This window comes from Mesorhizobium sp. M0243, assembly GCF_040321775.1.
GTDB lineage: Bacteria > Pseudomonadota > Alphaproteobacteria > Rhizobiales > Rhizobiaceae > Mesorhizobium.
In genome coordinates this window covers 78,991-102,930 of sequence record NZ_JAMYSF010000009.1, presented here as the reverse complement: position 1 = coordinate 102,930, position 23,940 = coordinate 78,991, and the positions used below count along the sequence as shown (strand labels likewise).

General features: G+C 60.6%; 20 protein-coding genes. 8 read left to right on the top strand and 12 right to left on the bottom strand.

The window, feature by feature from the left end; genetic code table 11:
• Nucleotides 1-3: 3 nt before the first annotated feature.
• The 3 genes from NKJ11_RS14505 (at nt 4) to NKJ11_RS14495 (ending at nt 3,006) form a co-directional block, all read left to right on the top strand.
• The gene (locus NKJ11_RS14505) at nt 4-642 is read left to right on the top strand and encodes a NeuD/PglB/VioB family sugar acetyltransferase (protein WP_352793611.1); all 639 of its coding nucleotides are present in this window, start codon (nt 4-6) and stop codon (nt 640-642) included.
• A 325-nt stretch (nt 643-967) separates the two neighbouring features.
• The gene (locus NKJ11_RS14500) at nt 968-1,984 is read left to right on the top strand and encodes an acyltransferase family protein (protein WP_352793610.1); all 1,017 of its coding nucleotides are present in this window, start codon (nt 968-970) and stop codon (nt 1,982-1,984) included.
• Complete coding sequence (locus NKJ11_RS14495; protein ID WP_352793608.1) at nt 1,984-3,006, top strand: acyltransferase family protein; 1,023 nt, start codon at nt 1,984-1,986, stop codon at nt 3,004-3,006. Before NKJ11_RS14500 ends, NKJ11_RS14495 begins: the two co-directional genes overlap by 1 nt.
• Here the strand turns inward: NKJ11_RS14495 and NKJ11_RS14490 are convergent.
• The 6 genes from NKJ11_RS14490 to NKJ11_RS14465 form a co-directional block, all read right to left on the bottom strand.
• Nucleotides 3,003-5,276, bottom strand: coding sequence for a glycosyl hydrolase family 28-related protein (locus NKJ11_RS14490; RefSeq protein ID WP_352793697.1), 2,274 nt, complete (start codon nt 5,274-5,276; stop codon nt 3,003-3,005). The two genes, NKJ11_RS14495 and NKJ11_RS14490, sit on opposite strands and share 4 nt — an antisense overlap.
• A gap of 189 nt (nt 5,277-5,465) precedes the next feature.
• On the bottom strand, nt 5,466-7,532 hold the full coding sequence (locus tag NKJ11_RS14485; protein WP_352793606.1) for a hypothetical protein: 2,067 nt from the start codon (nt 7,530-7,532) through the stop codon (nt 5,466-5,468).
• Nucleotides 7,533-8,139: 607 nt separating this feature from the next.
• Complete coding sequence (locus NKJ11_RS14480) at nt 8,140-9,489, bottom strand: hypothetical protein (RefSeq protein WP_352793604.1); 1,350 nt, start codon at nt 9,487-9,489, stop codon at nt 8,140-8,142.
• Nucleotides 9,490-9,500: 11 nt separating this feature from the next.
• A complete protein-coding gene (locus NKJ11_RS14475; RefSeq protein WP_352793602.1) occupies nt 9,501-9,980 on the bottom strand; it encodes a hypothetical protein in 480 nt (159 codons plus the stop codon).
• A 160-nt stretch (nt 9,981-10,140) separates the two neighbouring features.
• Nucleotides 10,141-10,680 (bottom strand): hypothetical protein, encoded by a 540-nt coding sequence (locus NKJ11_RS14470; RefSeq protein ID WP_352793601.1) that lies wholly within the window; start codon nt 10,678-10,680, stop codon nt 10,141-10,143.
• A 384-nt stretch (nt 10,681-11,064) separates the two neighbouring features.
• Nucleotides 11,065-11,319 (bottom strand): hypothetical protein, encoded by a 255-nt coding sequence (locus tag NKJ11_RS14465; protein ID WP_352793599.1) that lies wholly within the window; start codon nt 11,317-11,319, stop codon nt 11,065-11,067.
• A gap of 383 nt (nt 11,320-11,702) precedes the next feature.
• Between NKJ11_RS14465 and NKJ11_RS14460 the strand changes: the two genes are divergently transcribed.
• The 3 genes from NKJ11_RS14460 to NKJ11_RS14450 all read left to right on the top strand — a co-directional run bounded on the left by NKJ11_RS14460 (nt 11,703) and on the right by NKJ11_RS14450 (nt 13,038).
• A complete protein-coding gene (locus NKJ11_RS14460) occupies nt 11,703-12,008 on the top strand; it encodes a helix-turn-helix domain-containing protein (protein ID WP_352793597.1) in 306 nt (101 codons plus the stop codon).
• Nucleotides 12,005-12,325 (top strand): helix-turn-helix domain-containing protein, encoded by a 321-nt coding sequence (locus tag NKJ11_RS14455; protein ID WP_352793595.1) that lies wholly within the window; start codon nt 12,005-12,007, stop codon nt 12,323-12,325. The genes NKJ11_RS14460 and NKJ11_RS14455 overlap by 4 nt, the downstream gene beginning before the upstream one ends.
• A gap of 68 nt (nt 12,326-12,393) precedes the next feature.
• Nucleotides 12,394-13,038, top strand: coding sequence for a recombinase family protein (locus NKJ11_RS14450; RefSeq protein ID WP_352793593.1), 645 nt, complete (start codon nt 12,394-12,396; stop codon nt 13,036-13,038).
• Here the strand turns inward: NKJ11_RS14450 and NKJ11_RS14445 are convergent.
• Nucleotides 13,035-13,364, bottom strand: a complete 330-nt coding sequence (locus tag NKJ11_RS14445; RefSeq protein ID WP_352793591.1) for a hypothetical protein — start codon at nt 13,362-13,364, stop codon at nt 13,035-13,037. The two genes, NKJ11_RS14450 and NKJ11_RS14445, sit on opposite strands and share 4 nt — an antisense overlap.
• A complete protein-coding gene (locus NKJ11_RS14440) occupies nt 13,361-13,810 on the bottom strand; it encodes a hypothetical protein (RefSeq protein ID WP_352793589.1) in 450 nt (149 codons plus the stop codon). Before NKJ11_RS14440 ends, NKJ11_RS14445 begins: the two co-directional genes overlap by 4 nt.
• Nucleotides 13,811-14,101: 291 nt before the next feature.
• Between NKJ11_RS14440 and NKJ11_RS14435 the strand changes: the two genes are divergently transcribed.
• Nucleotides 14,102-14,332, top strand: coding sequence for a hypothetical protein (locus tag NKJ11_RS14435; RefSeq protein ID WP_352793588.1), 231 nt, complete (start codon nt 14,102-14,104; stop codon nt 14,330-14,332).
• A gap of 62 nt (nt 14,333-14,394) precedes the next feature.
• On the opposite strand, the gene NKJ11_RS14430 is transcribed toward NKJ11_RS14435, so the two are convergent.
• The 4 genes from NKJ11_RS14430 to NKJ11_RS14415 form a co-directional block, all read right to left on the bottom strand.
• A complete protein-coding gene (locus NKJ11_RS14430) occupies nt 14,395-16,674 on the bottom strand; it encodes an AAA family ATPase (RefSeq protein ID WP_352793586.1) in 2,280 nt (759 codons plus the stop codon).
• Between the two features lie 402 nt (nt 16,675-17,076).
• Complete coding sequence (locus NKJ11_RS14425) at nt 17,077-17,892, bottom strand: hypothetical protein (protein WP_352793584.1); 816 nt, start codon at nt 17,890-17,892, stop codon at nt 17,077-17,079.
• Nucleotides 17,889-18,098, bottom strand: a complete 210-nt coding sequence (locus tag NKJ11_RS14420; RefSeq protein WP_352793583.1) for a helix-turn-helix domain-containing protein — start codon at nt 18,096-18,098, stop codon at nt 17,889-17,891. Before NKJ11_RS14420 ends, NKJ11_RS14425 begins: the two co-directional genes overlap by 4 nt.
• Nucleotides 18,099-18,681: 583 nt before the next feature.
• Complete coding sequence (locus NKJ11_RS14415) at nt 18,682-19,491, bottom strand: hypothetical protein (protein ID WP_352793581.1); 810 nt, start codon at nt 19,489-19,491, stop codon at nt 18,682-18,684.
• 820 nt (nt 19,492-20,311) lie between these two features.
• Between NKJ11_RS14415 and NKJ11_RS14410 the strand changes: the two genes are divergently transcribed.
• Entirely contained in the window at nt 20,312-23,737 is a 3,426-nt protein-coding gene (locus tag NKJ11_RS14410; RefSeq protein ID WP_352793580.1) for an acyl-[ACP]--phospholipid O-acyltransferase, read from the top strand.
• Nucleotides 23,738-23,940: the final 203 nt, after the last annotated feature.

Below are 23,940 nucleotides of genomic sequence, written 5' to 3'. Positions count from 1 at the left end.
GTCATGAAGGTGGTTATTTTTGGCGACGGGCCGTTCGCAAGTTTGGTGTGGCATTGCCTGACGCATGACAGCAGCCACCTTGTGGCGGCCTTCACTGTCGAACGAGCTTTTCTTTCGAAAGACCGTCACAACGATCTGCCGGTCCATGCCTTCGAGGATATCGAGGAGAGCTTTGATCCGTCGGAGACAGCGATTGCGGTTGCGATCGGCCCGCATGACAACAATCGCGTCAGGGCAAGGCTTCTCGATCAGGTCAAGGCCCGGGGGTTCCAAACGATCAGCTATCTGGCGAGCCGCGCTATTGCCGCGTCGAATTTAGCGGTCGAGGAGAACACCTTCATATTCGATGGGGCGGTGATCCAGCCCTTCGCGACGGTAGGGGGCAACTGCATAATCCGCAGCGCCGCGCATGTCTCGCATCATGTCCAGGTTGCCGACCGATGCTTCATTGCTGCGGGAGCCTGTATCGGCGGAAGCACTACGATCGGGGTTGGGACATTCATCGGCCTGAACGCCACGATCCACGACAACATCGAGATTGCGCCGAATTGCGTGATCAGCGCGGGATCCGTCCTGACCCGCTCGACCCAAGCCGGGGGGATCTATGTCGGAGCGCCAGCTCGTAGGCTGCGCCAATCATAAACCGTCGAAAGACCCCGTGCCGACAGCGTACCAATGGCGGCTAGCAGGTGCGCGCCAAGACGAGCACTTGCTCAACCGGGCCGCCGAACGCTTTGTAGAATCTTCTTCCTTAGCCGCAGATTTACCCGGCCCGCTCGATTAACTGGCTCCGAGCGTTCTCTTTCTATCCGGCACGCTCATCTCCAATCTGCGGCAACATGCTGAAGCCTCCTGGCGGCTTTAGAGATATTCCAGTCGAGTATGCTGCAAGCTGCTATTGATGATCCATGCGCGCTCTGGCAGAAGCTAGGCTTGCTCGCCCTACTCGGCGGGCAGGGGGACGCAAATGACAGAGAAAAAGACATTCGTCGGTCTGCAGGCGCTTCGCGCTCTGGCCGCGTTACTGGTTGTTATTCAGCACTCTGTCTATTTTTCATGCCTTGCCACAGGCACTGACTCTGCAAGTTTTCGGGGTCTCCAATTTGGCACCACGGGTGTTTTCATCTTCTTCCTCATTTCAGGGGCGGTCATGGCGCTTGCGACTACAAAGGAAGGCCCGACTGCCTTTGCCCTTTCGCGGCTGACCCGGATATATCCGGCCTACTTTCTCGCGCTGGGCCTGGCGTATATCGTCCTCTCCATCGCCGGACAGCCACCCCAGATCACGCCAGACGCATCCTTGTTGTTGCTTCCGACGGGGACCCTCAATTCCAGTTTTAACGTACCCTACTGGACCCTGATTTATGAAATGCAGTTCTATTTCCTGCTTTGGTTGGCCGCTCTTTGTCGAACGACTCATTACGCGAGGATGTGGCTTACGGTCGGTTGGGCTCTCATCATCCTTGTTGCGAGTGTCGCCGGGGCGAAAGTCCCGGTGGCTAACCCAACCCTCACACAGATCCCTTTTGCCGCTGTGAACCTGTTTTTCGCCTTCGGTTACGTGATGGCATTGGGAATGATGACCAGGGAATGGCGGCCGTTCTTTGCTATGGTGCTACTGACCTCCGCCATGAGCGTATATGCAAACGCTTGGAGCGCGACCTACCTGGCGCTAGCAGTCCTGTGCGGGTCGACTGTTTTCATTGCGATCAAGGCCGACGAAGGCCTTGTGCCGAAATGGCTGGCGAAAGCAGGGGACCATTCATACGGGCTCTATCTAGCCCACTTGCCGATCATCGCCGCTATTTATAATTGGGCGCCCGGCTGGCCGCTTTGGGCGATGATCGCCGCCACGTTGTCGTGCGGTCTGCTTGGCGGCTTGGCTTTCGGGCGTTTAGAGCACTGGATGTATACGAGATACTGGCGGCCGATCGCCAAAGGGGCGCATTTAGTTAGTCCCGTAGCTCAAGCTCAAGCCAGTTAGTGGCGGCACCCCGGAATTACGATCTTGACGGGCTCCGTGGCCTAGCTGCACTGAGCGTTGCGGTTGGGCATTGCGCTTCCGTTGCAGGCGGGCTGGGCCCCGCCTATCGGATGACGATCGAGACTGCGCAGCACGCCACACTGCAGGATGCGATCTTCCGATTTCTTCACATCGTTTTCCACGCCGACGCTGCTGTCATTGTGTTCTTCGTGCTGTCTGGCCAGGTGCTTTCCCGATCGCTCTGCCGGAAGGACGACGGCATCATCTCATATCTCGTGCGAAGGACTTTCCGCCTCGTGCCTGTCGCCGCCGTCTCGGCGCTTATCGTCGGCTTCCTCACGCCGGCAAGCACATGGTCGCAGATCCTCGGGGCCTCGATTTTTTATGACACGTCACTCAACGGCGTGCTGTGGACCCTGCAGATCGAGGTTTGGGGAAGCCTTTGGGTCTACGCCGCTGCGACGGCCCGCCGCACGGACGGAGTGCTCTTCTATGCCTTTGTGGCCGTGACGTTGGCAGTGTCGTATTACGACCACCGACCGGTGCCGCTGTTTATGAGCGCTTTTGCCTTGGGCGCGGTCATCGACGATCTGCCAACTGTCGCGGTCAATCGCGTTACCGCGGTGCTCGGGTTTGGCGCCCTGATGACCGCGGACTTCGTACTCGGCGCGGGCTTTGCCATGCGCTGTTGGCAGATGGCCGGCGCCTTATGCGTTGTCGCCTACGTCTCGCGGCATTCGATCTGGATTACCGCCAATCCGCTCGCCCACTTTCTCGGGCGGGTCAGCTACCCCTTTTATCTGCTCCACCTGGCGGGCGCGCTGATCGTGGTCAAGCTAGGCGTGAGGGCGCTCGATCTGGATCCTTACTCGCTCTTTGCCGTCTACAGCGTCACGTCGATCGCCCTCGCCCTGATGCTAGCGTGGGTCGTCCACGCCGCAGTCGAAGTTCCGGGTATGGCCATCGGCGAAGCGGCGAAGGGGCTGCTCGTGGTGCCCAAGCGCCTCCCCCAGGTCGGTTAGTCCAGAACTTCGGCCTCAAGCCCGTTGCAAGTGATGTCGCCGGCAGAGGCAACGCCGTTCTGGCCTTGGAACTTGACGACGACGGCGCCGCTGATGGCCTCCGTCGCCGTGCCGGGTAGAATCTGCGAAATGCTGCTTCCGCCAACCGTCTTGCGGAAGTAGGTTTGGGTTGCCGCGCCGGTGATGAGGATTTCGGCGCTGATTTCCCAACCGATAGCGTTCAGCGTGGCTGACCAACCGCCCATATTCGCGCTGCCGAACCACAGGCGTCCGGTCTTGGTGTTGGCGTTGGCCGCCGTCGTACCCCACGCCCTGACGCGTACACGCCTGCCGATCGCCAGCGAGGCGGCCGGGATGCTGTAGGTCATCAGGTCTTCGGCTGTGGTGACTGCCGTCGTTGATGCCGGCGTAACGTTGAACGACACCGCTTCCGACGACTTGCCATTCACGACGCGTTGTCCAGTCGCGTTGACGCCGGCGGCGCCGATGTAGTTTCGCCCCTCCATAATCACGTCTTTGCGCAGGCAGCTTGTCAGATTGATTTCGAAGTTGCCGCCCGCGTTCTGATTGTTGTTTTCGGACGTGACGCCGGCAAGGATGACCTTCTGCGCGCCGACGTCGACCTTGATGCCGTCATGGTTCATGTAGGCGGCGAGGAAGTCACGGACCACGATGTCGGTTGCCGTGGCACGGATGCGCAGGGACGCATCGGTACTGCCCCGCAGGTACCCGTTGGTGGAGTTGGAGTTGTGAATGCGCCAGGTCCGCCCCGCGATGTCGAAGCCGGCGACCGTCGCCTGATCCATGCCGCAATTGACGATGTAGACGTACGACGGAATAAGAGTGTCGGTACCGACCTGTGCGTGAACACCCACCCTCGGCCAGCCGATAATCACGTTGGTAAGAAACACGCCTTGGCAGTCGCCAACCATGGAAATGCCATCAGCGCCGCCGTCGAGCGAGGCCACATTGACGTTGTTGAAGTAGACCGACACCGCGCGGCTTAGCTTGAACATCTTCAAGTCCTGCCAGGTCGATGCGCCGGTGCCTTGCTGATTGAAATTGTTGATGTTCACATTGAAAAAGTAGTGCGTGTCGTCGGCGCTCTGGAAAACCCAGGTGCCCGCGCCCCGCTGGTGAATGTCGTCGATATTGATCCAGCCTGTCTGGCTGGACGCCGCGCTGCCCGTGAAGATCGCGCAATACGCCAAGGCACCCGTAAAGCTCAAACGAGATAGGGATGTGTAGTAGGGCGAGCTTTCTCGGTAGCAGGTGACACCCGTCTTGCCGTTGGCCGCAAAATGGATGCCTTCGACGCGGAACGGGATCGGCGAGTTCGCCGATATCACTGCGCCAGTGACGTCGATCATGATCGTGTTGTTGACAGTCGGGATCAGCTTTGCCTCGCCGACGCCGCGCCAACTACCGCCGGTCGCGCGGTTGATCGCCTGTCCATCGAAAAGGTACGCACCGGGTGGGAATATCAACTCTCCACCTACGGCTGCACGAGCGGTTTCCGCCGCAGCAATCGCGAGACTGTCGTTAGTCACGCCGTCGCCAACAGCGCCGAAGTCCTTGACACTGATGCGCTCCCTGGCCTTGTCCTGCCATGTGCGTGTGGCGGCGCTGGTGCCGGCCTGCAGAAAGCCCGCCCATGCCGGATCGGCGCCGGCTCCTGCCGCTATAAGCGCGTAACCTGACGTCCCGGCGGCGAGGCGCGCGGGTACGGTCGCGTTGCGAAAAATGATGTCGCCGCGTGTCGTCAGCACGGTTCCGACGGTGTCGGGGCCAGTTGCGCCGGTCGGCCCCGTGGCGCCGGTTACGCCGGTCGGGCCGGTAGCCCCGGTTACGCCCGTCGGCCCAGTCGCGCCGACGCCCGTCGGTCCTGTAGGGCCGGTGACGCCGGTCGGGCCCGTGATGCCGGTTGCGCCCGCTGGACCCGTTGCCCCGGTCGCACCGACGCCTGTCGGCCCCGTAGCGCCGGCAGGACCGGTGGCCCCGGTGGATCCTGCGCCGGCCGGTCCGGATGGCCCCGTGGGGCCTGTCGCCCCTTCGCCGGTGATCAGCGCCCGCGTGGCGGCCGACAACGCATCAGGCGTGACAACGCCATTGACCAGCGCCCCATCGGAGCGTCTGACGTCGGCCAGGGCGTCGATCGTCTCGTCGGCCGCTCGCACCAATTCGGCTAGGTCATTGTCGAGCTGAGAACCGTAGGGCGTGTAGATGTAACTGAAATCGATGACGGGTTTTTCTGGAGACGGCATTTGCATCACTCGCAACACGGCTCCGATCGATGTCATCCGCTTGGGGACGACAAATTCTCAACTTTTGATGAGATCGATTTGGAAGCTGGTTGATCGAAGCCCTGGTTGACCAAGGCGGGTGATGCGAATGCCCGATTTTCGCGGAGTTCCGGCGGTCTTCAGATTAGCACAACACATCAACTTTGAACATACGTTTCAGCGCGCGCCCTGCGGATCGTAGAGCGTCTGACCGGCCTCCAATGCGGTTCGCCCTGCCGCATCCCCATAGCCGTTCCTCGGACGTCGGTTGGCTGTATCCCGGATGAGATCGACGGACTGCGGATCGACGAATAGATCGGCAAGTGTTCGAACATTGCGACCCAACTGCACACGCCTAACCGCATCGCCAGCATTCGTGACCAGGCCCGTGATCTTCCCAGGAATCAGATCGGGCCGAACCAAGTTCGACAGGATCGACCCGCCGCCGAGGCTGTCGGCGATCTGCCTGTTGAACTCAGTCGCGCTGCCCGGCCCCTGGCGGCGCATGGTGGCCTGCAAGACGTCGAGCAATTCCGGCATGGCCGCCGCAGCCTGGCCACCCGGCAGGGCCCGCAGCACCGCGTCGAGCACTTCCTGACGCTGGTCGTTGCCGGCGACGCTCTTGTGGAACTTGGCGCCGGCGCTCTCGCGGCTGCCGCCCTGCGTTTCCGTTTGTGCGGCCGAGTAACGATCGGCCAAGTTCTGGCGCACCAGCGCGGCCGTTGTCTCCGGGTCTTGGGCGGCAAGCCGCGCCGTGGCGTCAGCCGCTTCCGGCGCCGAGCCCGCAAGCGGGTTCTGCGGAAGAATGGCGCTGCTGGCGGTGGCGGTGTCCTGGGCATTGGCGATCTGGCCAACGGGGCCGCCCCGTGCAGACGCCATACCGGCGTCAGCGTTGACGATTTTGCCGAGCCTGTCGGCCACTGCCGGGAAATGCGAAAGCATGTCCTGGTTGTCGCGAAGCGCGAGAGCGAGCCGGTTGGCGTCCACCGCTCCGTTGGCGTCTGTGGCCTTGTCGAGAATTTGCGTCGCGAGATGGTTTTCATAGGCGACGCGCGCGTCTGTCGGCGCCACCGCGTTGAAATTCTTCGCTTCCGACGGTGACGACAGCGCGGCCGGAACGTCTTCAGGCGCTGTCACGAACCGCTTATTGTACGGGTCGCGATCGATCGCCTTGGACATGCCAGGCGAACCGAAGGGCTCGAGCGGGGCGCTGGCCGCAGCGAAGTTCTTTTTGGCCTGACCGTATTCGGGAACGGACATCAGATTTTCGTCTAGCTTGTCGAGCACCTTTTGCAGCACGGTGGCTGTGTGATTCTCGCCGCTGCGCGTCGCAACATTAATCATGTCGCCGATCTGGTGGCGCGTTGCGTCCAGACCGGTAACGCTGGTATCGACGCCGCCCTTGTCGAAGAGCGATTGGCGAACCTGTTGGAGCGCCGTTTTCGCCGAAGCTTTCGCCGTCGGCGCCAGATCGTCGATGAACTTAACGACGTCGCGCGGATCTGCCTGAATAGCCTCCGGCCCTGTCCGGCTGGTGAGCGCGGGCGTTTCGGTCTTGGCGGGTACGGCGACGGGCGTCATGGCCGTGGCGACATCTTCGCCTTCGGCCGCTGTCGGCTTGATGCTAGTGTAGGCCGGGCGAACGGTTGTCGATTCGGGAACCAGGCCGTCGACCGGAATAGACGGCGCCGCTTTGCGCGCTGCGGCGTAATCCTGGTCGCCGAGAGCAGCGCGCATTCCTTCGCGACGGTCATAAATACCGCGCAACGGCTCTTGGATGGCCTGTCCCGCTTCCAGCGCGGTCGTGCGAGGGCCGGCGCCCATGATGGCGTCGATCAGTTCTTGGCCTTGCGGCGTCGCCGAGATTGCTTTCTGCGCGGCGGTGGCCGCGATCGCGCCGAGCGCCGACGGCTGCGGGCTCTGCGGGGCGATCTGGTCGAGCACGCCGCCGACGGCGTTGTCGACCTGACCGGGCCGCTGCGCGAAGAATGGCGCGGTGCGATTCCCGCCAGTTTGAGATCCCTCAACAATCCTGAGGATGTCGGTGAGTTTGGAGGCACCGCCTTGGGCTTGGCTGATGGCTTCAGGTCCGCTCAGGCGGATACCCGTGCCGTTGTTCTGAAGACGCTGCGCTTCGGCCCATTGGGCGTCCGTGGTGCCCTCCGTTGCCCGGCGGATGACTGATTCGGGCGCATTGTGGGCGCGAGCGGCGGCGGTGCCAGCATTTCCAAACAAGGCGCCCAAGAAGCGCATCGTTGGCTCATACGAGGTGCCTTCCGTTGCTTGGCCGGCTGCTTCAGACGCTATCGCAGGCGCGACTACATTGCCGAAAGCCTCTTCGGCATAGCGACCAATCTTCGACAGGACATTCGGCGCTTCACGAGACGCTTTCCCTGGGAAGCCGCCGGGCGTGGCAAATTCGGCGATCGTGCCGGCGAACTTGCCGGGGCCGGTCTGCGGCTTGTGCAGCTTGTGGTTCATGTAGTCGCGGACCTTGTCCTGCGAATCATAGAACGGCTTGGTGATCGCCGACGGCTCGCGAAATACCGCACGCTGTTCGTCGGTCAGCCGCGTCATACCGAGATAGGCGCCGAGATCAGCGCCCTTTTCCCCGACGTAGCCAAGCCCACTTTCGGTCATGCGGGCGAGTGTTACCGGGGACATTATGGTTTCGACCAGGCCACGGGGCAGGCCGGAGGCCGCAGATTCGGCTACGTCCAGCCCGGTCGAGATCGGCGGTGCGGGCGCAGCGGGGGCCGGCGCGTCGAATTGGTCGAAGACGTTGCCCGACGGCGCCGGAGCCTTAGCCGGAGCGGTGGGTGCGTCGAACTGGTCGAAGATGTTGGCCAATTTATTTGCCCCCGAGAACGGTGGCCGATACGCCGGCGCCGTACTTAGCGTCGAACTGCGCGGCGGCGTCGGGATTCGCCTTCAGAAACTCGACGGCCTGCGGCGACGGCACGGCGGCTGTCGGCGCAGCCACGGGGGCGCCAGGCGCAGGAGCAGGCGAAGGAGCCGCGCCTGCGCGATACTGGTCAAGCGCATCAAGGATCGGCTTGCCGTTGGTGGAGCCAGCGTAGTTCGCAACGGCGTGCAGATACGTTTCGAGCGTCCGGCGTTTTGCCCCCGTCACTTCCTTGCTCTCGCCCGGCACCGGCACGAGTTCTTTCATTTTGCGCTGATACTCTTGCTCGGTAACGGCCTGGCCCGACTGCGCCATCAACTGGTAAGGCAGCACGGTCGCGAGGTTCTGATAGAAGATTTGGCCCGGATCCGAGATGCCGCCGACGATCGCAGGCTGCAGTGCGTTCGGAGCGACAGACCGCGCGCCGTTCAGTTGGAAGTCCCAACCGGTCGGCAACGCGCCGGTGTCGTAGGCGCGCAAGAGATCGATTGTCGGTGCCGTCGACATGGTGCCGGCGTATGCGCTCTTAAGCTGCGCATCAGTCGGCTTGCCGCCGGCCCCGCCCATCTGAATGACCGTGCCATCCGGCAACGTCGTGGTCATGCCGGCGCCCTTCGGCGCGTCGTATGGAGCTGCGCCGGCGCGGACCGCGGCGCCAGGCGCCATGTAGCGCGGCTTACCATCAGGGCCGACCGCTTCGACAGGCGTCTTGTCGCCGACATACCGATCGACGATCATGTTGTCGTCGATCAATCCGGCGTCGCGCATCCGTTGCACGAGCCCGCCTTGGACTTCCGTTTCCGACAGTGCCTTCTCGCGGCCCTGCGCGGCCGGCAGCGCACCGCCCACACCGAAACGCCGGGCCACTTCGGCGGGAAGCTCCGGCCGGATTTGGCCTTCGCTCAACGGACCGTAGAGATCGGCGAGCCCGCCGATACGGCCGACCTCGAGGGCGCGGGTGTTGTCGTCGGTGTTGTTGGCGCGCGACGTGGCCCCCGTGATATCGTCACCGCGTCGCTTCGTGGCATCGTTCTGCTCCTGCGCCTGGTAGGACGACGTTGGGGCGTAATTTCCGACCGCGATGTTGCCGCGGTCAAAATCTTGCTGATCGAAGTCGGGAGCTTTCCGATAATCGAACAACTCCTGCAACCGCGACGCTTCGGCCTTCTTGGCGTTTGCGGTGGCCCACCCGGCGGCGTCGGCGCCGCTCGGCGGCTCGAACAGCGACGCGAGATTGCCCGCCGCCTGCGCGAACGCGGGGCTGTTGAAGTAGGGAGATGATTTCACGGTTGGCATCGAGGTCTCTCTTACTGATCAAATCCAGGGGCGCGTGGCGCAGCCCATGCGCGGCGCATGCGTGAATCACGAAGCAGTGGGTTGCCGCGCTCGTTGAGGCAGCGCCGGTGATGAAGAGCCGCGAGTTCCGCGGCGATGATTCCGGTGTAGGCGAGGCGATCGGCGCGGAACGGATCCTGGGTCAGCGTGAGCAGACCGGTCGCAGTCCCAATGAACAGGTACAACCGTTCAGATGAAATCCGGTTGCTCGTTGACGCATCGACGATCGGGCAGCACTCGCGCAGCATTCTGCTTGCAACGATCGAGGCCTCCGGGGCTGCGGCGGTAAGGTCGGCACATGCGGCGGCCAGGAAAATCTCATTCAACGCCACGCTTGCGAGGTGCTCCGGTGCAAACTTCTTTTGTTCGATCAGTTGCAAGCACGAGATCGCGTTTTGGACGCGCTGTTTCGCGGTCAAAGCAGACGAGGTTTCGTGATAGGTGGGGATCACCGGAAACTCCGCTTTTCAAGAACCCTCGGCGCAGACACTGCGCGACGTGGAAGGTTCGTTGAACATGCCGAGCAGTATTGCTCGACGGCGATGTGGCTACCCGAGGTCCACGAGGTTCCGGTCCGCAAATCATAGCAAATCTCGAAGGCGAATGCCAGAGTCACGCGACGATCCTCGCGGTTTGATTGGCAAGGCCTTTTAGCGAGTTGACAGTCTTGGCGGCACGACGATGTCTGATGGAGAAAGCAAGGTCAGCGGTTCGGATTTCATTTCGGAGGCACTGGAAGTACGCTTGGTGATCAAGCCTTTCGTCACGGGTGACCGTTTCGCGATAGTCGTGAGTGTTCGCCCACCAAAGAATCTCGGCGATGATGGCCTGGAAGCCCTTCCGCAGATATCGAAGCCGCCACCCGACATTGCTCTTTTCGAACGCGCTTAAGGCCTGACCCGCTGCGGCAACCATTTCGTTCTGGTCGTCCTCGTGCAGCTCCAGCTTCGACGTCCGGTGGTCAAACAGGCTTAGCGTGTATCGACCTTCGAAAATCAGATCGATGTCAGGCAGTGCCAGTTTGTTGAATTGGAAAATCAGGCTGGCAACCTCTTCATGATGGTGGATCTCCTCGCATGAAGGCGGGTCGCCGTCGAAGCCTTCGTCGGCATCCGGGATGGAGAAGTCCTGTTCGGCGATATGGATATCCATCGGGGCACCCTTTCTGCACTCAGCATGCGAGAGGAAGGCGTGCGAAACTATCGGAAATCGAGACGGGTTAATCGCACAAACTAGCGGTGCGTGGGCGGGGAGGGGTTAGGCGGCCGGGGCGGATCAAAAGTTTCAAATTGGCCCAAATTTCTCGTGAGGTCCGCTGAGGCTCAAGCGACATGATTTGGGGTATCCAGGGGGGTGACTGGCGCCCGCCGGGGGTCGGCAGCCGGGGGCGGGGATCGTTGTAGCGACGGTCGATTGTCGAGGCGTCTGCCGCGACCGTAGCTTACGCAGCAGCAGCCGGCAGCGGGGATTTATTCGCCCCGCGGGTGGAAAAGGGCGCCCCTAGGCGCCCTCCTGCTTTCGACGGTCATTGGATTCTCAGGCGAGAGCTGCCCGGTCGCAAGCCTGGTACAGGCTTCTCAAGCCGCTATGGAAAGCCCGCTCGATCTCTTGAGCGCCCTCCACCGTTGTTAAGATGGATAGAACGACCATCCCTTTGTGATGAGACGGATCTGCTCGAAGAGCCCAATCGGTCTCAACGTTTGACATCCCGCATGCGCGGGCGAGTTTTTCATTTTCTTGGTGACCAGGGTTAGCCGCATTTTGGGTTATGAAATCAAGAATTACAGCCATTTTCGCTATCTTTCTGCCGGTTTCCGCCAGCGTTGCAAGTTGTCCGGCGTGGAAAAGCCGATAGCGAGGCCCCGTGTTTTTTACCCTCGCGGGCTGGACATGACACGGACGCCGGACGGGCTTGTCATAATCGAAGTAATTAGTAATTAGAATGGCTTTTCCAACAATCGACTCATACAGTTAACGCCTTGATCCGTCAAATTCGCCGCCATGAGTAGTGTAAAGAGGGTAAAGCGTCAAAATTGACTATCCTGCTTTGTATACAACGGATTTAGCTTCAAAATTCGCCCAGTCAACCGACTTATCCAAGACTCACGTCGAAAATATATCTTATTTGCCAATTTTTATTTGACTCGATTGGCGCCAGCCGGTGAAATTGCTAGATGGAAAACGGACCTTCCCCGCATTCACTGAAATTGCTGACCGAGGCCGAGGTCGCCCGATTTCTTCGCTGCTCCCCCAGTAAGATCAAACGCCTGCGGACGACAGGAAAAATGGCATACCTGCCTGGGCGCCCTGTTCTCATCGAATCGGTCGCAGTTGAACGCTATCTTGACTCGATCCGGCGCGAACCTCGCCCTTTGGCACCGGAGCCGGTCGTGTCGAAGGTAGATCATGAAGCCGCTGCGGAGCGCGCACGAGCCGCTTACCAAAAATACCAACTGCGGCAGCGAAACAAAAACAAATGACCTGGCTCTCCCAGCCGCTGTTTACGGAACGCGAGGCCGCAGCGCGGCTGAAGTTGGGTAAATCGACCATCGTGCGGCTGCGTTTGACTGGGAAACTGGGTTACTTCGTCGGGCCGCCTATCCTCATCGCGCTATCGGACATCGATGCGTTCGTCACGCGGAAGGCCGCGGAGAAGAAGATGCGCGAAGGCCCTGAGGTTGGGACGCCAGAATATAAAAAACTTCGCAGCCAGGAAATCTACACGCGCGTGCTCCAAACGCGCCTCAAAATGGAATGGCGGCAGAAGAGGCTCCGCAAACAGAAGGACGAAAAATGAACTTGCCTCAGTCTGTAACATTGCCTATTTTGTAACATTGCTAAAGCGACGTTACAAAAGGCTCCAAAATGCAGGTTTTTGGTTACGTTCGGGTCTCCACTGCCGAGCAGGCAGCGAATGGTGATAGCCTTGAAACACAGAAGGCCAAGATCACCGGTTACGCGATGATGCAGGGCTGGACCGTTGGCGAGATATTCGTTGAGGCCGGCGTGTCCGGTTCGGTTCCACTGGCCGACAGACCACAGGGCGAACGACTGCTGGCTGCCGCAGGCAAGGGCGATATGATCATCACGCCGAAGCTCGATCGCATGTTCCGCAGCGCCTCCGACGCCTTGGGAACGCTAGAGTTGCTTAAGGAGGAAGGCACCGGCCTAGTGATGATCGACCTGGGCGGCGACGTTACCGGGAACGGCATATCCAAGTTGGTATTCACCATCCTGTCAGCAGTGGCCGAGAACGAGCGGGACCGTATCCGCGAGCGCATCCGAGAGGTGAAGCGACACCTCGCCTCACAAGGCGTCTATGGCGGCGGAAAGCCCCCCTTCGGATTTGACGTAGTGGAAGGCCGGCTGGTGCCGAACGTCGATCAGATGGTGATCCTGGCCAAGATGCGCTCGATGCGGGAGGCCGGGGCTCCCCTTCGCGCGATCGGCGATGCCGTCGGCCTCAAGGCTATGTCGGTCAAGCGGATCCTTGATCGGGCTAGTATCTAATCGAAGACGTTGCCCGGCGCGGTTTCGCCCTCAGATGTCGTTCGGTGCGACCTCTTCAGGCGATTGACAGCGCGGGCCAACTCCTCCGGACTCATCTCGTGCGGTGCTTTGTCTTGCTCGGCCTGGCGCTCGTTTCGATCGAGCAGACCGCCAATTTGCATCAGTGTGCGCTGCGCTGACGCTTTGGCTTGAGCGGGTGCCTTCGCGTCCTTGCATACCGCGAGCGCCGTTTCGTAGGCGACTTCGATACCTTCCACGCGGGCCCGCCGAATGATCTCGGCTCGCCTGCGATCGTCCTCACCGTCTTCAAAATCCTCGTCCATCATCCGAACACTCCCAACTTCTGTTCAATCTGTCGCCGCACCAGTTCCGCTTTCAGCTCATCAATCTGGGCCTGGAAAGCTTGCACTTCGGGCGAGGGAGGCGCCGGCGCTGTCGACAACCGTTCTCGCATCTCGGCAGCTTGCCGGCGTTCGTTGCGCCGCGCCTGACGTTCCGCAGGATTGCTCGGCCGGTGGTCGCGCTGCCAAAGCTTGTGAAGCTCGAGAGACTGAGGGCTCATCTTCGCAAGGCGCTTCGCCTTTTTGGCCGCGTTCTTGATGCGGTCGCGAATCTTGCGTTCCGTTTTCGCCGCCGTGATAGCGGGCGTCGGCTGGTGCCATCCGCCGACCTTCGCCCCTCGATCTTTCGGAGTGCCCCCACCATGAAGACGGCACCTAACTGACCCATCCTTCGCAGCATTTTTGCATGGCTCACCGGTTGTGCGAGCCATGGCACTGCATCGAGGCTTTGCTTTCCAGACAGCTAGGTTCTTGCGGGCCTGCGCGCGGCAGATAGCGCGCCATTGGGCGGACTTCGTCCAAGCGAGCAGGTGATCGGCGCGGCCGCGACGTCTCACTGCCCCGCTCCCATCGATACGAGCGCGTGAGGTATCGCCGAACCGGCCTGCCAATTCCCACCAATGACTATAGGTCTGCGCGACCTACAGACAATTTGTCTCTGCGTTCCTAAAACAGCTTGGGCCCAAATAGTGGGGGAGGGGGCGGAGCCGAGCGAGCGGGCGGTGCGCAGCCGCCGATCCCCCTTTAGGGAATTCCGCTCGATTTCCGCCATCAATGAAATCAATGACTTAGGTGGGGTATTTCCGCAAAACACGCCACCATTTCCGCCACCATTTCCGCAAGGTATTTCCGCTAATGATTTCAACGTCTTAGCCTGCCATTTCCGCAATTCCGCCTATTTCCGCAGTATTTCCGCAAAGACCATTTCCGCCGCATTTCCGCCAACGGGCTAGCCTCCCTCGCAGACAAATTGTCCAGCGACGGGAAAGCTGAAGTGTGGGCGACGATGTTCGGCTCATTCAAAAACACTATCGCCACCGTCGTCATCTCCTGATCTCTCAGCGACGCGATAGCCACGTCGTTTGCTCTTCTTGTCGAAAATCTCCTCGACGATTTCGCCAGTGCGCTCCCATAGATCGACAAGCCTCTCTGCCTGATCCGCGGCGATGCCAAAGCCTGTCACGATTTGGCGGACTGCCCATCGATCCGCAGTCTTATGTTTCGACTTCGCCCAAGGTTCGCCAGCGTCCCAGGCGGCCTGCACGGCGGCGAATATCCGCATCGTGAGTTCCGGCGTGGCGTCCACTTCGACTTCGCCGGAGCGAGAGGGGACCAGAGAGGAAAGGACTTTGCCGGTTGCGTCCACACCAACGTTGACGACGTCGAAGCGATAAGCGTTGCTCCAGCCGTCGGGCGCATCTTTCATCTTCTCGCAATGCAGGTGTCCGGTCAGTCTGCCCCTCTCGCAGTCCATCCTGAAGACAAAGTCGCCGGCGCCGAGCAGCACCGTCGAGCCGCGCATATCGCCTTTTTTGCCTGCGTGATGGACGCCCAGCACTAGACAATCGAATTCGTCCTTCAGGGTGTCGCAGGCTCTCACGAATAGCGACATGTCCTTTTGCGCGTTCTCGTCGGCGCCGGGCATTGCTCGTGAGACAGTGTCGACGATGATCGCGATCACCGGCTTTGCCAGGCCCACCCGCAGCGTGTTCGCGAGCCTCCGGACGTTCTCGGGCTTCATCAACTCGATACTTTGGGGGAGTAGGTGGAAGCGGCCGGCGTTCTGGTCGGCCTTCGGGATATTGTGCTGCTGCATCCACGCTCGAGCCCGCACCTTCATTCCCGCGGCGCCTTCGCCGGCCAGGAAGAGTACAACACCGTCGCGCTTTGCTTTGATTGGGTCGCCATGCCAGTCGGCCCTGCCGAATGCGAGATGAAGCGCCCAGTCGAGCGCGATGAACGACTTTTTCGCGCCCGGCGCGCCGTATAGAAATCCGAGGCTCCGCTCTGGAAGATGGCGATCGACGACGAACTGCGGATCCGGCATTGCCAACATGTCCGCGATCGACAGCGTCCGGTACATCTCAACTGCGGGCGCGTCGCTCGGATTGTCCCCGAACAGCGAAACGACTGTTTCATCTGGATCGAAAAACTGCTCAATCAGGAGGCGGCGCTCTTCGACTTTCGGCGCCCCGAACTTGCCCCAATCCTTTGACAGTTGCCGCTCATCCATCCGGTCCTGGTCTTTGGCTATGTGGGGCCACACGTAAGCCAGACGCGCGTAGTCGTTCGCTTCAAAACCCTCGATGCCGCTGAGTTTTATGGCCAGACTCATCCGCCAGGCCGAGCTCGTGTCGTCATTCTCATCGCCAATGCGCGCGGAGCGATCTCCGTCCCACAGTCTTCGCAGGCTGGGATGATTGTCACAGGCCTTGGCGAACCTGGCCTGGAGTTCTGCCGGCAAATCCTCAAGCGACGAATGGGATTGGACGTCATTGATGTCGATCGCCAGTCGCGCGGCTGCGATGTGATGATCGGAACTATCGGAGGCAGAGGAGCGCAGCACCGGAGTAACGGCGTTCGACAACGTTGTTGGTGTGTAATGGCGACTTGCGTCGGCGCTGACGATTCTCGCTTGACGCTGAATCCGGCCTTTAGCGATCTTGGCCGGCGTTGGAATATTTTCGGTGCCGGGAAGACGTAGGATCCTGTCGATATTCTGAACACTGTCGCCGCCGAGCTCTCGAGCAAGACCACGGCCTTGGCTTTCTGCCCAAGGTTGAAACTTGCTGGGGTCGAGCTTTTCGGACAGCCGCCAGATGTATTGGGTGCCTCCGCCGGAATCGATAGTGACGGTCGGCGGAACGGTTCCGGCTGCCAAACTCCTCGCCTGGGCGGCTAAGGCATCGCGGGCTATGGACAGATCCACTCCCGAAGCCGGGTCAACGTCTGCGTAAACGGCCCGGATCTTTCCGATATGCTCTTTCCGCAGCTTATCATTTGGGCCGTCTGCGACGGGCTCGTTCGCGCTGAAATAGAGGTTGTTGATCCCGCAATGCTTATCGACGAAGGCGGCGATGCCGCTCCAATCAGTCGGTGCGAAGGTTCGCGCCTCCAGTGGCGCCCCGTGATCACGGGTCGGATCGAACGCGACGAGGTTGTGGCGCCCCGTCGGGTCCAGAATCTTGAGGAACGAAATTGCTTCCGCCGCGGAGGCAGACAACTGCGGCGTCTTCACGAGCAAATCGCCGAACGCCACCACTTGCCCGACCGGGGTCTTCTCTGCTAAAGTCATTTCGTTCCCGTAACAAATTTACGACCGGACCGCCCCGTTGCAGGGGGCGGCCGGTGTCCGCATTTCAGTTTCGTGTGTTGTCGATGACGAGCCTGAGATATGGGACAGGCGACCTCTGCTTCGGGCGCCGTTGGCTAATCAGAAAATCGACATCTGAGCGCAGCACGTGAAGCCTGTTTCGGGTGCCCATGCGCCACGCTGTAAGCTGGCCGCACGAAATCCAGTTTCGGATCCAGCTGGCTGATCGCTGCGCAATCGCCGCAGCTTCCGCGACCGTCAAATATTCAGGAGGCGCGTTTTCTCTTGATAGTTTCATGGTCGTCATCCTTGTGTTAGGCAAATGATGATGCGAGCCGGGCGCGTGCGAAAACAGCGCCGATTTCAGAGCGTTGATCGCACAACTCAGGCGGCGGTTTGGCGGGCTGTCAGTTCGAGAGCTCGGGTGAACCGCTCGGAAAAGTCGTCTTCCGCGTCGATCCTTTTCGCGAGTTCATTGCCCTTCAAGCGACCGAAACGCGGGTGCTTTTTGGCTGCCACCCATAAGGATAGGAGAGCCCGAACTGTGCCAGTCAACCCGATCACTTCCGCCCTCAAAAGCTGGTCGGTGCTGATGATGCTGTTTCGCCTGATCGCCGCGTTGACCACCTCGAGTAGATCGGCGCGATACCGTGCATCCGCTCGGCGGATATGGTGGCCGGTCAGGGCGCTTGTGAGACCCTTTGGCGCGTCGCGATTGAGTATCGCAGCCGCGCGGTTAAACTGATCGCTTTCGCTTCGGCCAAGCGGCGTGACAGACACGACACCAGCGATGATCCTAGCCGCAGATTTAAATTGATCGCGGTATTGGGGTTTGCCGGAGAGCGTTTTCTGCTCAACAGCCATTTCTGCCAACCGGAGTTCCCGTAGCCGGCGCCCGATGTAGGCTTCGACCTCGGGAGAGCGAGGTGCGGCCAATCGCTTTGCCGGCATGCCCGCAGATCGGAGATCGTCGAGAATGTACGCGCGAAACTCGGTCTCGATGTACGTCAGCAACGGGTTCACACGCCGCATCCAGGCGGCCACTTGCGGCGGAGTGCTTTCGTGGATCTCGAAGGGCCGCCAGTAGACCTCGACGCCGGGGTCGGCTGCCAAGCGATCGGCACCGGCAAGAAGAAATGCCAGGCAACTGTCGGGATGAGGGCTGGCGAACGACGCGTCCTTATGCCGTCGCTCGGTCATGATGCCACCTCGACGCAACTGGCCAGGAAGGCGTCGGCGTCGACGCGCCTGATCAAAGTCCGGCCGCCGATTTTTGTCCTTCGCAGGCGTTGCTCCTGGAGCAAGCGCCACACGCCTGCACGGGAAATGCGGAAGTAGTTTGCGACCTCGTCCACCGTGAACACAGCCGGCGCCGTTGCGTCTTGGGTAGCGTTTTTCTTCGACATGATGTGCCTCGCGACTACGTGAGGCCTTAAAATACGAGGTTGGAGACCCCACACGCCAACGAAAGCGTGAGCAAGCTCAAGTAGTTGTTCTTAAACGATAATAATCGGAAATGTTTTACCGCTTTGGCAGTTTCCGCCCGTTCGCAGCAGACAAACTTGCCGCAGATGGGAGTGCCGATCGGGTCGGATCCAGCAGGAAGCGCCTTACGGCGTCGAGTGCTCGAGGGGTCCGCTGCATCTTTTCGGGGAAACGGCCAGAATGTTCAAGAAGCCATTGAGCTCGTTCGGTAATGCTGGCGCCGCCACGCTTTGAGATGACGGCCGCTATAATTCCAAGCGTGTAGGAACGACCGGGGCCAGGGCGACTGCGCCTTTTCGGAATTTCATACGCAAGTTCTTCGAACTGTTCACACGGCTTCGGGCGCCGGCCGCGGATCTTGCCGTTCTTTGTCAGCTTTGATCGGAGCTTTGGGCGAGGATTCAAGAGGTCTCTTTCTCCAAGATGAAGAAAACAATAGCAGAATTCTCGAAAATCGGAAACGGATCGCGCCGCGACAGGGCAAGTTCAACGTCCCGCAAGGGATTATCGATCTAATTCCTGCTGCAGAAGCAGAAACTGCAAGTCTTGAAGCAACGGCCCCTTCGCATTCGGGTCGACCGGCGGCGGCGGCGGCGTCAACTTCTTCTGGTCACCCGGGGGCAGCTTTGTTACACGTTTCGGCCGGCTGGGCGGCGGGCCTTTCGTAGCCTCTGGATTTGGTTTGAACGTTATCGTCAGCTTGTTGACATCCTTCCACGAGCCCTTGAGAGAAAAGCCCAAATTTGTTGTCGACTCACCGTTAGGAATCTTCACGATTTTGATGCTTGAGTCCGCGCTCTGGAGTACGGTGAACTCCAAGATGTACGACACGGTGTCGGGACGAGCCTGTGTATCATGGTAGATGTTCTGCATCTCCTGGAGCCACGTCGTAATTCCCAAATCGCCGACCAACCGCGAATTTGGCCGTCGTCTCTTGATCACGTCGCCACATTCGATAGTGTCCTCTTTGCCCAGATCGGTCGTAAACACGAAACCGACCTTTCTATCGGCACTTCCGCTCACATCGGTCGATAGCGCAAGGGTCATGACCTGGGGCGTATAAGGAACTTCGTTTCCTCCACCTATGCCACCACCCGCGTTTGCCACCACGTTGAGAGATAGATCAACCGCGGCATTCCAGCCTTTTTTCTCTCGCAGAAAATCGGCGGTGTTCCTACCGGCCTTGAGTTCACAACGAACGTTATCGACAATATCTGAGATCCGAAGGCCGTATTCACTCTGCATTCGTGGCACTGACCCGCATCCGCAAAGCATAGCAAGCCCTGCCATTGAGGCAATTTTCGCGACGGTCATAGTTGCGTCCCCAATCCCATGCTGATCAAACCGGCGCGCAAGGTAATGGCGGCCAAACCGCGAGGACGATCACGCGCCCCTTAGACTGCCGATGCTGCCGCTCGGCACAGTTTGGTAGGTTACCAGCGCTTATCCCCCAGAGTATGGACGCGCTACAGTCCTGCTTTTGTGCACTTCTCGTCAATGCGTCTCCTTCTTTTTGCACTGGATTAATTAGCGGCTGCTTCTGCTCAAGGCGATTCTTGTGGACCCCAAGCAATACGCAGGCCGCCAAGTCATCAAAACTTTGCGCCTGATACAGGTCATTCAGAGTATCTTGTCTGCCGGCACTGCCGAGATGGAACAGTCAGGCGATCCGGCCGCAGTGAGCGAGAAGCTGGCGGCCGCCGGGGCATGCCGTCGAGGAGCAGCGCCGACGTTGTGCTCGAACGGCTGGCCAGCAAGATGGCCAAGCCGGCCTGATTGTATCAGGCCTGAAACAGACCGTCGCCGGACCAACCTAACCCGGAAACGAAAGGTTCATACCGATGACCGTCAACACCTATTCCCCCAAGGACTGAATCACGGAAGGGTCCTACGCCATCGCTGCGATCATGCTGGTGTATATCTCGGTCACCATCACCAAGGCGCCGCACGACTAGGAAGAGGCAAGCCGTTTCATCAACCCGCTTGAAGACGCCAAGGCCGAGAAGCCGCTAATGGGTGCCAGCCGCAGTAACGAAGTTTATCCCAGTTCCCGCTACAACAAAGCTCAAACCGCGCGAGATCGCTGATCAATCCCCAAAGGGTTTAACGGTCTTGCCCAATGGAAGTCGCCGCTATGGAAATCGCCCCGATCAACCGTCCCACAGCTCATCTGATGACGTCCCGGCGCTTTGCGCCTTTGTTCTGGACGCAGTTCCTGTCCGCCTTCAACGATAACTTCCTCAAGAACACGCTGGTGTTCCTTATTCTGTTCACACTCGCGGCGGACCAGGCGGCGTCACTGGTCACCCTGGCGGGCGCTGTCTTCATGGCGCCGTTCCTGCTTCTGTCGGCGCTTGGTGGCGAGATCGCTGACCGCTTCGACAAGGCCCTCATAGCCAAGCGTCTGAAATTCGCCGAGATCGCCGCGGCGGGTGTCTCCGTTGTCGGCATCGCGTTATCGTCGATCCCGGTGCTGATGGTGGCGTTGCTGATGTTCGGCATCATCTCGGCGCTGTTCGGACCCATCAAATACGGCATCCTGCCCGATCACCTTGAGCGTAAAGAACTGCCCAAGGCCAACGCCTGGATCGAGTCCGCCACGTTTGCCGCCATCCTCGGCGGCACCATTGCCGGTGGCGTCGTTTCCGCCGATGGCATCGGCGTCACCGTGTTCGGACCGATTATGATGGCTTTGGCTGTCGGCTGCTGGCTCGTCAGCTGTTACATTCCGTCCACGGGTTCGGCGGCACCCGACCTTGTCATCGACAAGAACATCTTCCGCTCGACCTGGCGTCAGGTCAGCGAATTGCGCACCGACAAGCGGATCTGGCGCGCAGGCCTGATGACGTCGTGGTTCTGGCTCATCGGCGCCATCGTCCTTTCGATCCTGCCAACCTTGGTCAAGGATTCGCTTGGCGGCAACGAGATGGCGGTCACTGTCTATCTCGCAGTGTTCGCCGTTTCGATCGCCATCGGCTCAGCCATTGCCGCCTGGATGTCGCAGGGCCGTATCGTGCTCTTGCCGGCACCGGTCGGCACGGCGCTGCTGGCGCTGTTCGGCCTGCATCTGGCCTGGACCATCTGGAGCATGCAGCCTTCGCCCAGCGCCGAAACCCTTGGCGCATTCTTCGCCGGGCCAAACACGATCCGTGTCGCGATTGACCTCGCCGGCATGGCTATCGCCAGCGCCTTCCTCGTGGTGCCGACCTTCGCCGCCGTCCAGGCATGGTCGCCCGAAGCGCGCCGCGCGCGTGTCGTCGCTGCCGTCAGCATCGTCAATGCCGGCTTCATGACGGTCGGCGGCATTATCGTCGCCGCGATTCAGACGAAAGTCCCGACCGGCGGCATTCTGTTCGGGCTCGCCTTAGCCAATGCGATTGCTGCTTGGCTGATGCTAAAATTCTTGCCGACCAACGCGTTCCGCGACTTCGTCTCCATCCTGTTCCGCGCCTTCCTGCGCCTGGAGGTCGAGGGTATTGAGAACCTCAAGGCGGCCGGCAAGGCGCCGATCCTGGCGCTCAACCATGTCAGCTTCCTTGACGGTCCGCTGGCGCTGACGCTGACCGACGAGGAGCCGGTCTTCGCCATCGACTACACCATTGCCCAGGCCTGGTGGATGAAGCCGTTCATGAAGCTTGCCCGCGCTCTGCCGCTCAACCCGGCCAAGCCGATGTCGACCCGCACGCTGATCAAGGTCGTGCAGAGCGGCGATCCTCTGGTCATCTTCCCCGAAGGCCGCATCACCGTCACCGGCGGGCTGATGAAGGTCTATGACGGCGCCGCCATGGTGGCGGACAAGACTGGCTCGATGGTCGTGCCGATCCGCATTGACGGACTGGAGAAAAGCCCGTTCTCCCGGCTGACGTCGCAGCATGTCCGCCGCCGCCTGTTCCCGAAGGTCAAGGTGACCATATTGGAACCGGTCAAGCTCGAAGTGCCGCAGGAACTAAAGGGCCGCAAGCGCCGCGCCGCGGCGGGTGCGGCACTCTATCAGGTGATGTCGGATCTTGTCTTCCGCACCCAGGACATCGACAAGACGGTGTTGGAAAAGATCGTCCTGACGGCTAACGAGCGCGGCATGAGACGGCTGGCCGTCCAGGATCCGGTCACCGGTTCGCTGAGCTATGGCAAGCTGTTGACGGCGGCCGCCGTGCTTGGCGAGAAATTCAAGCACCTCTACGCCGATCAGACGACGCTGGGTATCATGCTGCCCAACGCCAACGGCGCTTGCGCCGCTTTGCTCGGCGTCATGTCGGCGGGCAAGGTCCCGGCGATGATGAACTTCACGGCGGGTGCCGCCAATATCCTGTCCGCCTGCAAGGCCGCCGAAGTCCGAACGGTGCTCACCTCGCGTGCCTTTGTCGAGCAGGCAAAGCTCGGTGCGGTGGTCGAGGAGCTCGGCCGCTCGGTGGACATCGTCTGGCTGGACGACCTGCGCCTGACTATCGGCCTCAAGGACAAGCTGCTCGGCCTTTTGCGCAAGAGCACGCCCCGCGTTGCCCGCAAGCCCGATGATGCAGCGGTGATCCTGTTCACCTCGGGTTCGGAAGGCACACCGAAGGGCGTGGTGCTGACCCACCGCAACATTCTGGCCAACGCCGCCCAGGCTGCCTCGCGCATCGACTTCCACGCGGGCGACAAGGTCTTCAATGTGCTGCCGATCTTCCATTCCTTCGGCATGACGGCAGGCACGGTCCTGCCACTGATTTCAGGCGTGCCGGTCTACTTCTACCCATCGCCGCTGCACTACCGCATCGTGCCGGAGCTGATTTATGCTTCGAACGCGACGATCATCTTCGGCACCGATACGTTCCTTTCAGGCTACGCGCGCACTGCACATCCCTACGACTTCCGCTCAATACGCTATTGTTTTGCCGGCGCCGAACCGGTCAAGGCAGCGACGCGGATGACCTATATGGAGAAGTTTGGTGTGCGCATCCTTGAGGGCTATGGCGTCACCGAGACCGCACCGGTGATTTCCATTAACACGCCGATGTACAACCGCTCCGGAACCGTCGGCAAAATCATGCCCGGCATGGAATTTCGCCTCGATCCGGTGCCGGGCGTCGACGAGGGCGGCCGACTGTTCGTGCGCGGCCCCAACGTCATGGCGGGCTACCTCAGGGCCGAGAAGCCTGGCGTGCTCGAGCCGCTCGAAGATGGCTGGCATGATACAGGCGACGTGGTCGCGATCGACGAGGGCGGCTTCATCACCATACGCGGTCGCGCCAAGCGTTTCGCCAAGATCGGCGGCGAGATGATCTCGCTGGCGGCGGTGGAAGCGCTGGCCGGCGAATTGTGGAAAGGCGCGCTTTCGGCTGTTACCACGGTGCCGGACGCCCGCAAGGGCGAAAAGCTGATCCTCATCACCGAGGCCGCCGGTGCCACCCGCGCCGAGTTCCTGACCTTCGCCAAGGCCAACGGCGCCATGGACCTAATGGTGCCGGCCGAAGTGCGCGTCGTGCCCAAAGTGCCCGTCCTCGGCTCCGGCAAGCTCGACTTTGCTGCCGTAACCAAAATGGTGCGGAGCGGAGAAGACTCGGCGATCAAAGCTGCTTGATCCGAAAGCGCGAACGGGCCGGCGCTGAATCTTGGCCCCGACTACCGGATCCACTGCGGAACCGGTAGCCGCGCCCGGTTCGGCCATTCTCCGGCGCCCCCGACCGGCAGCACGTTGGTGGCTTGGGTCGAATCGGGTCTGAAGGAGTCCTCGCGCAATTCGCGGCCGGCCGCTGTTCAAAACAACGATTCCGACAACGAAAA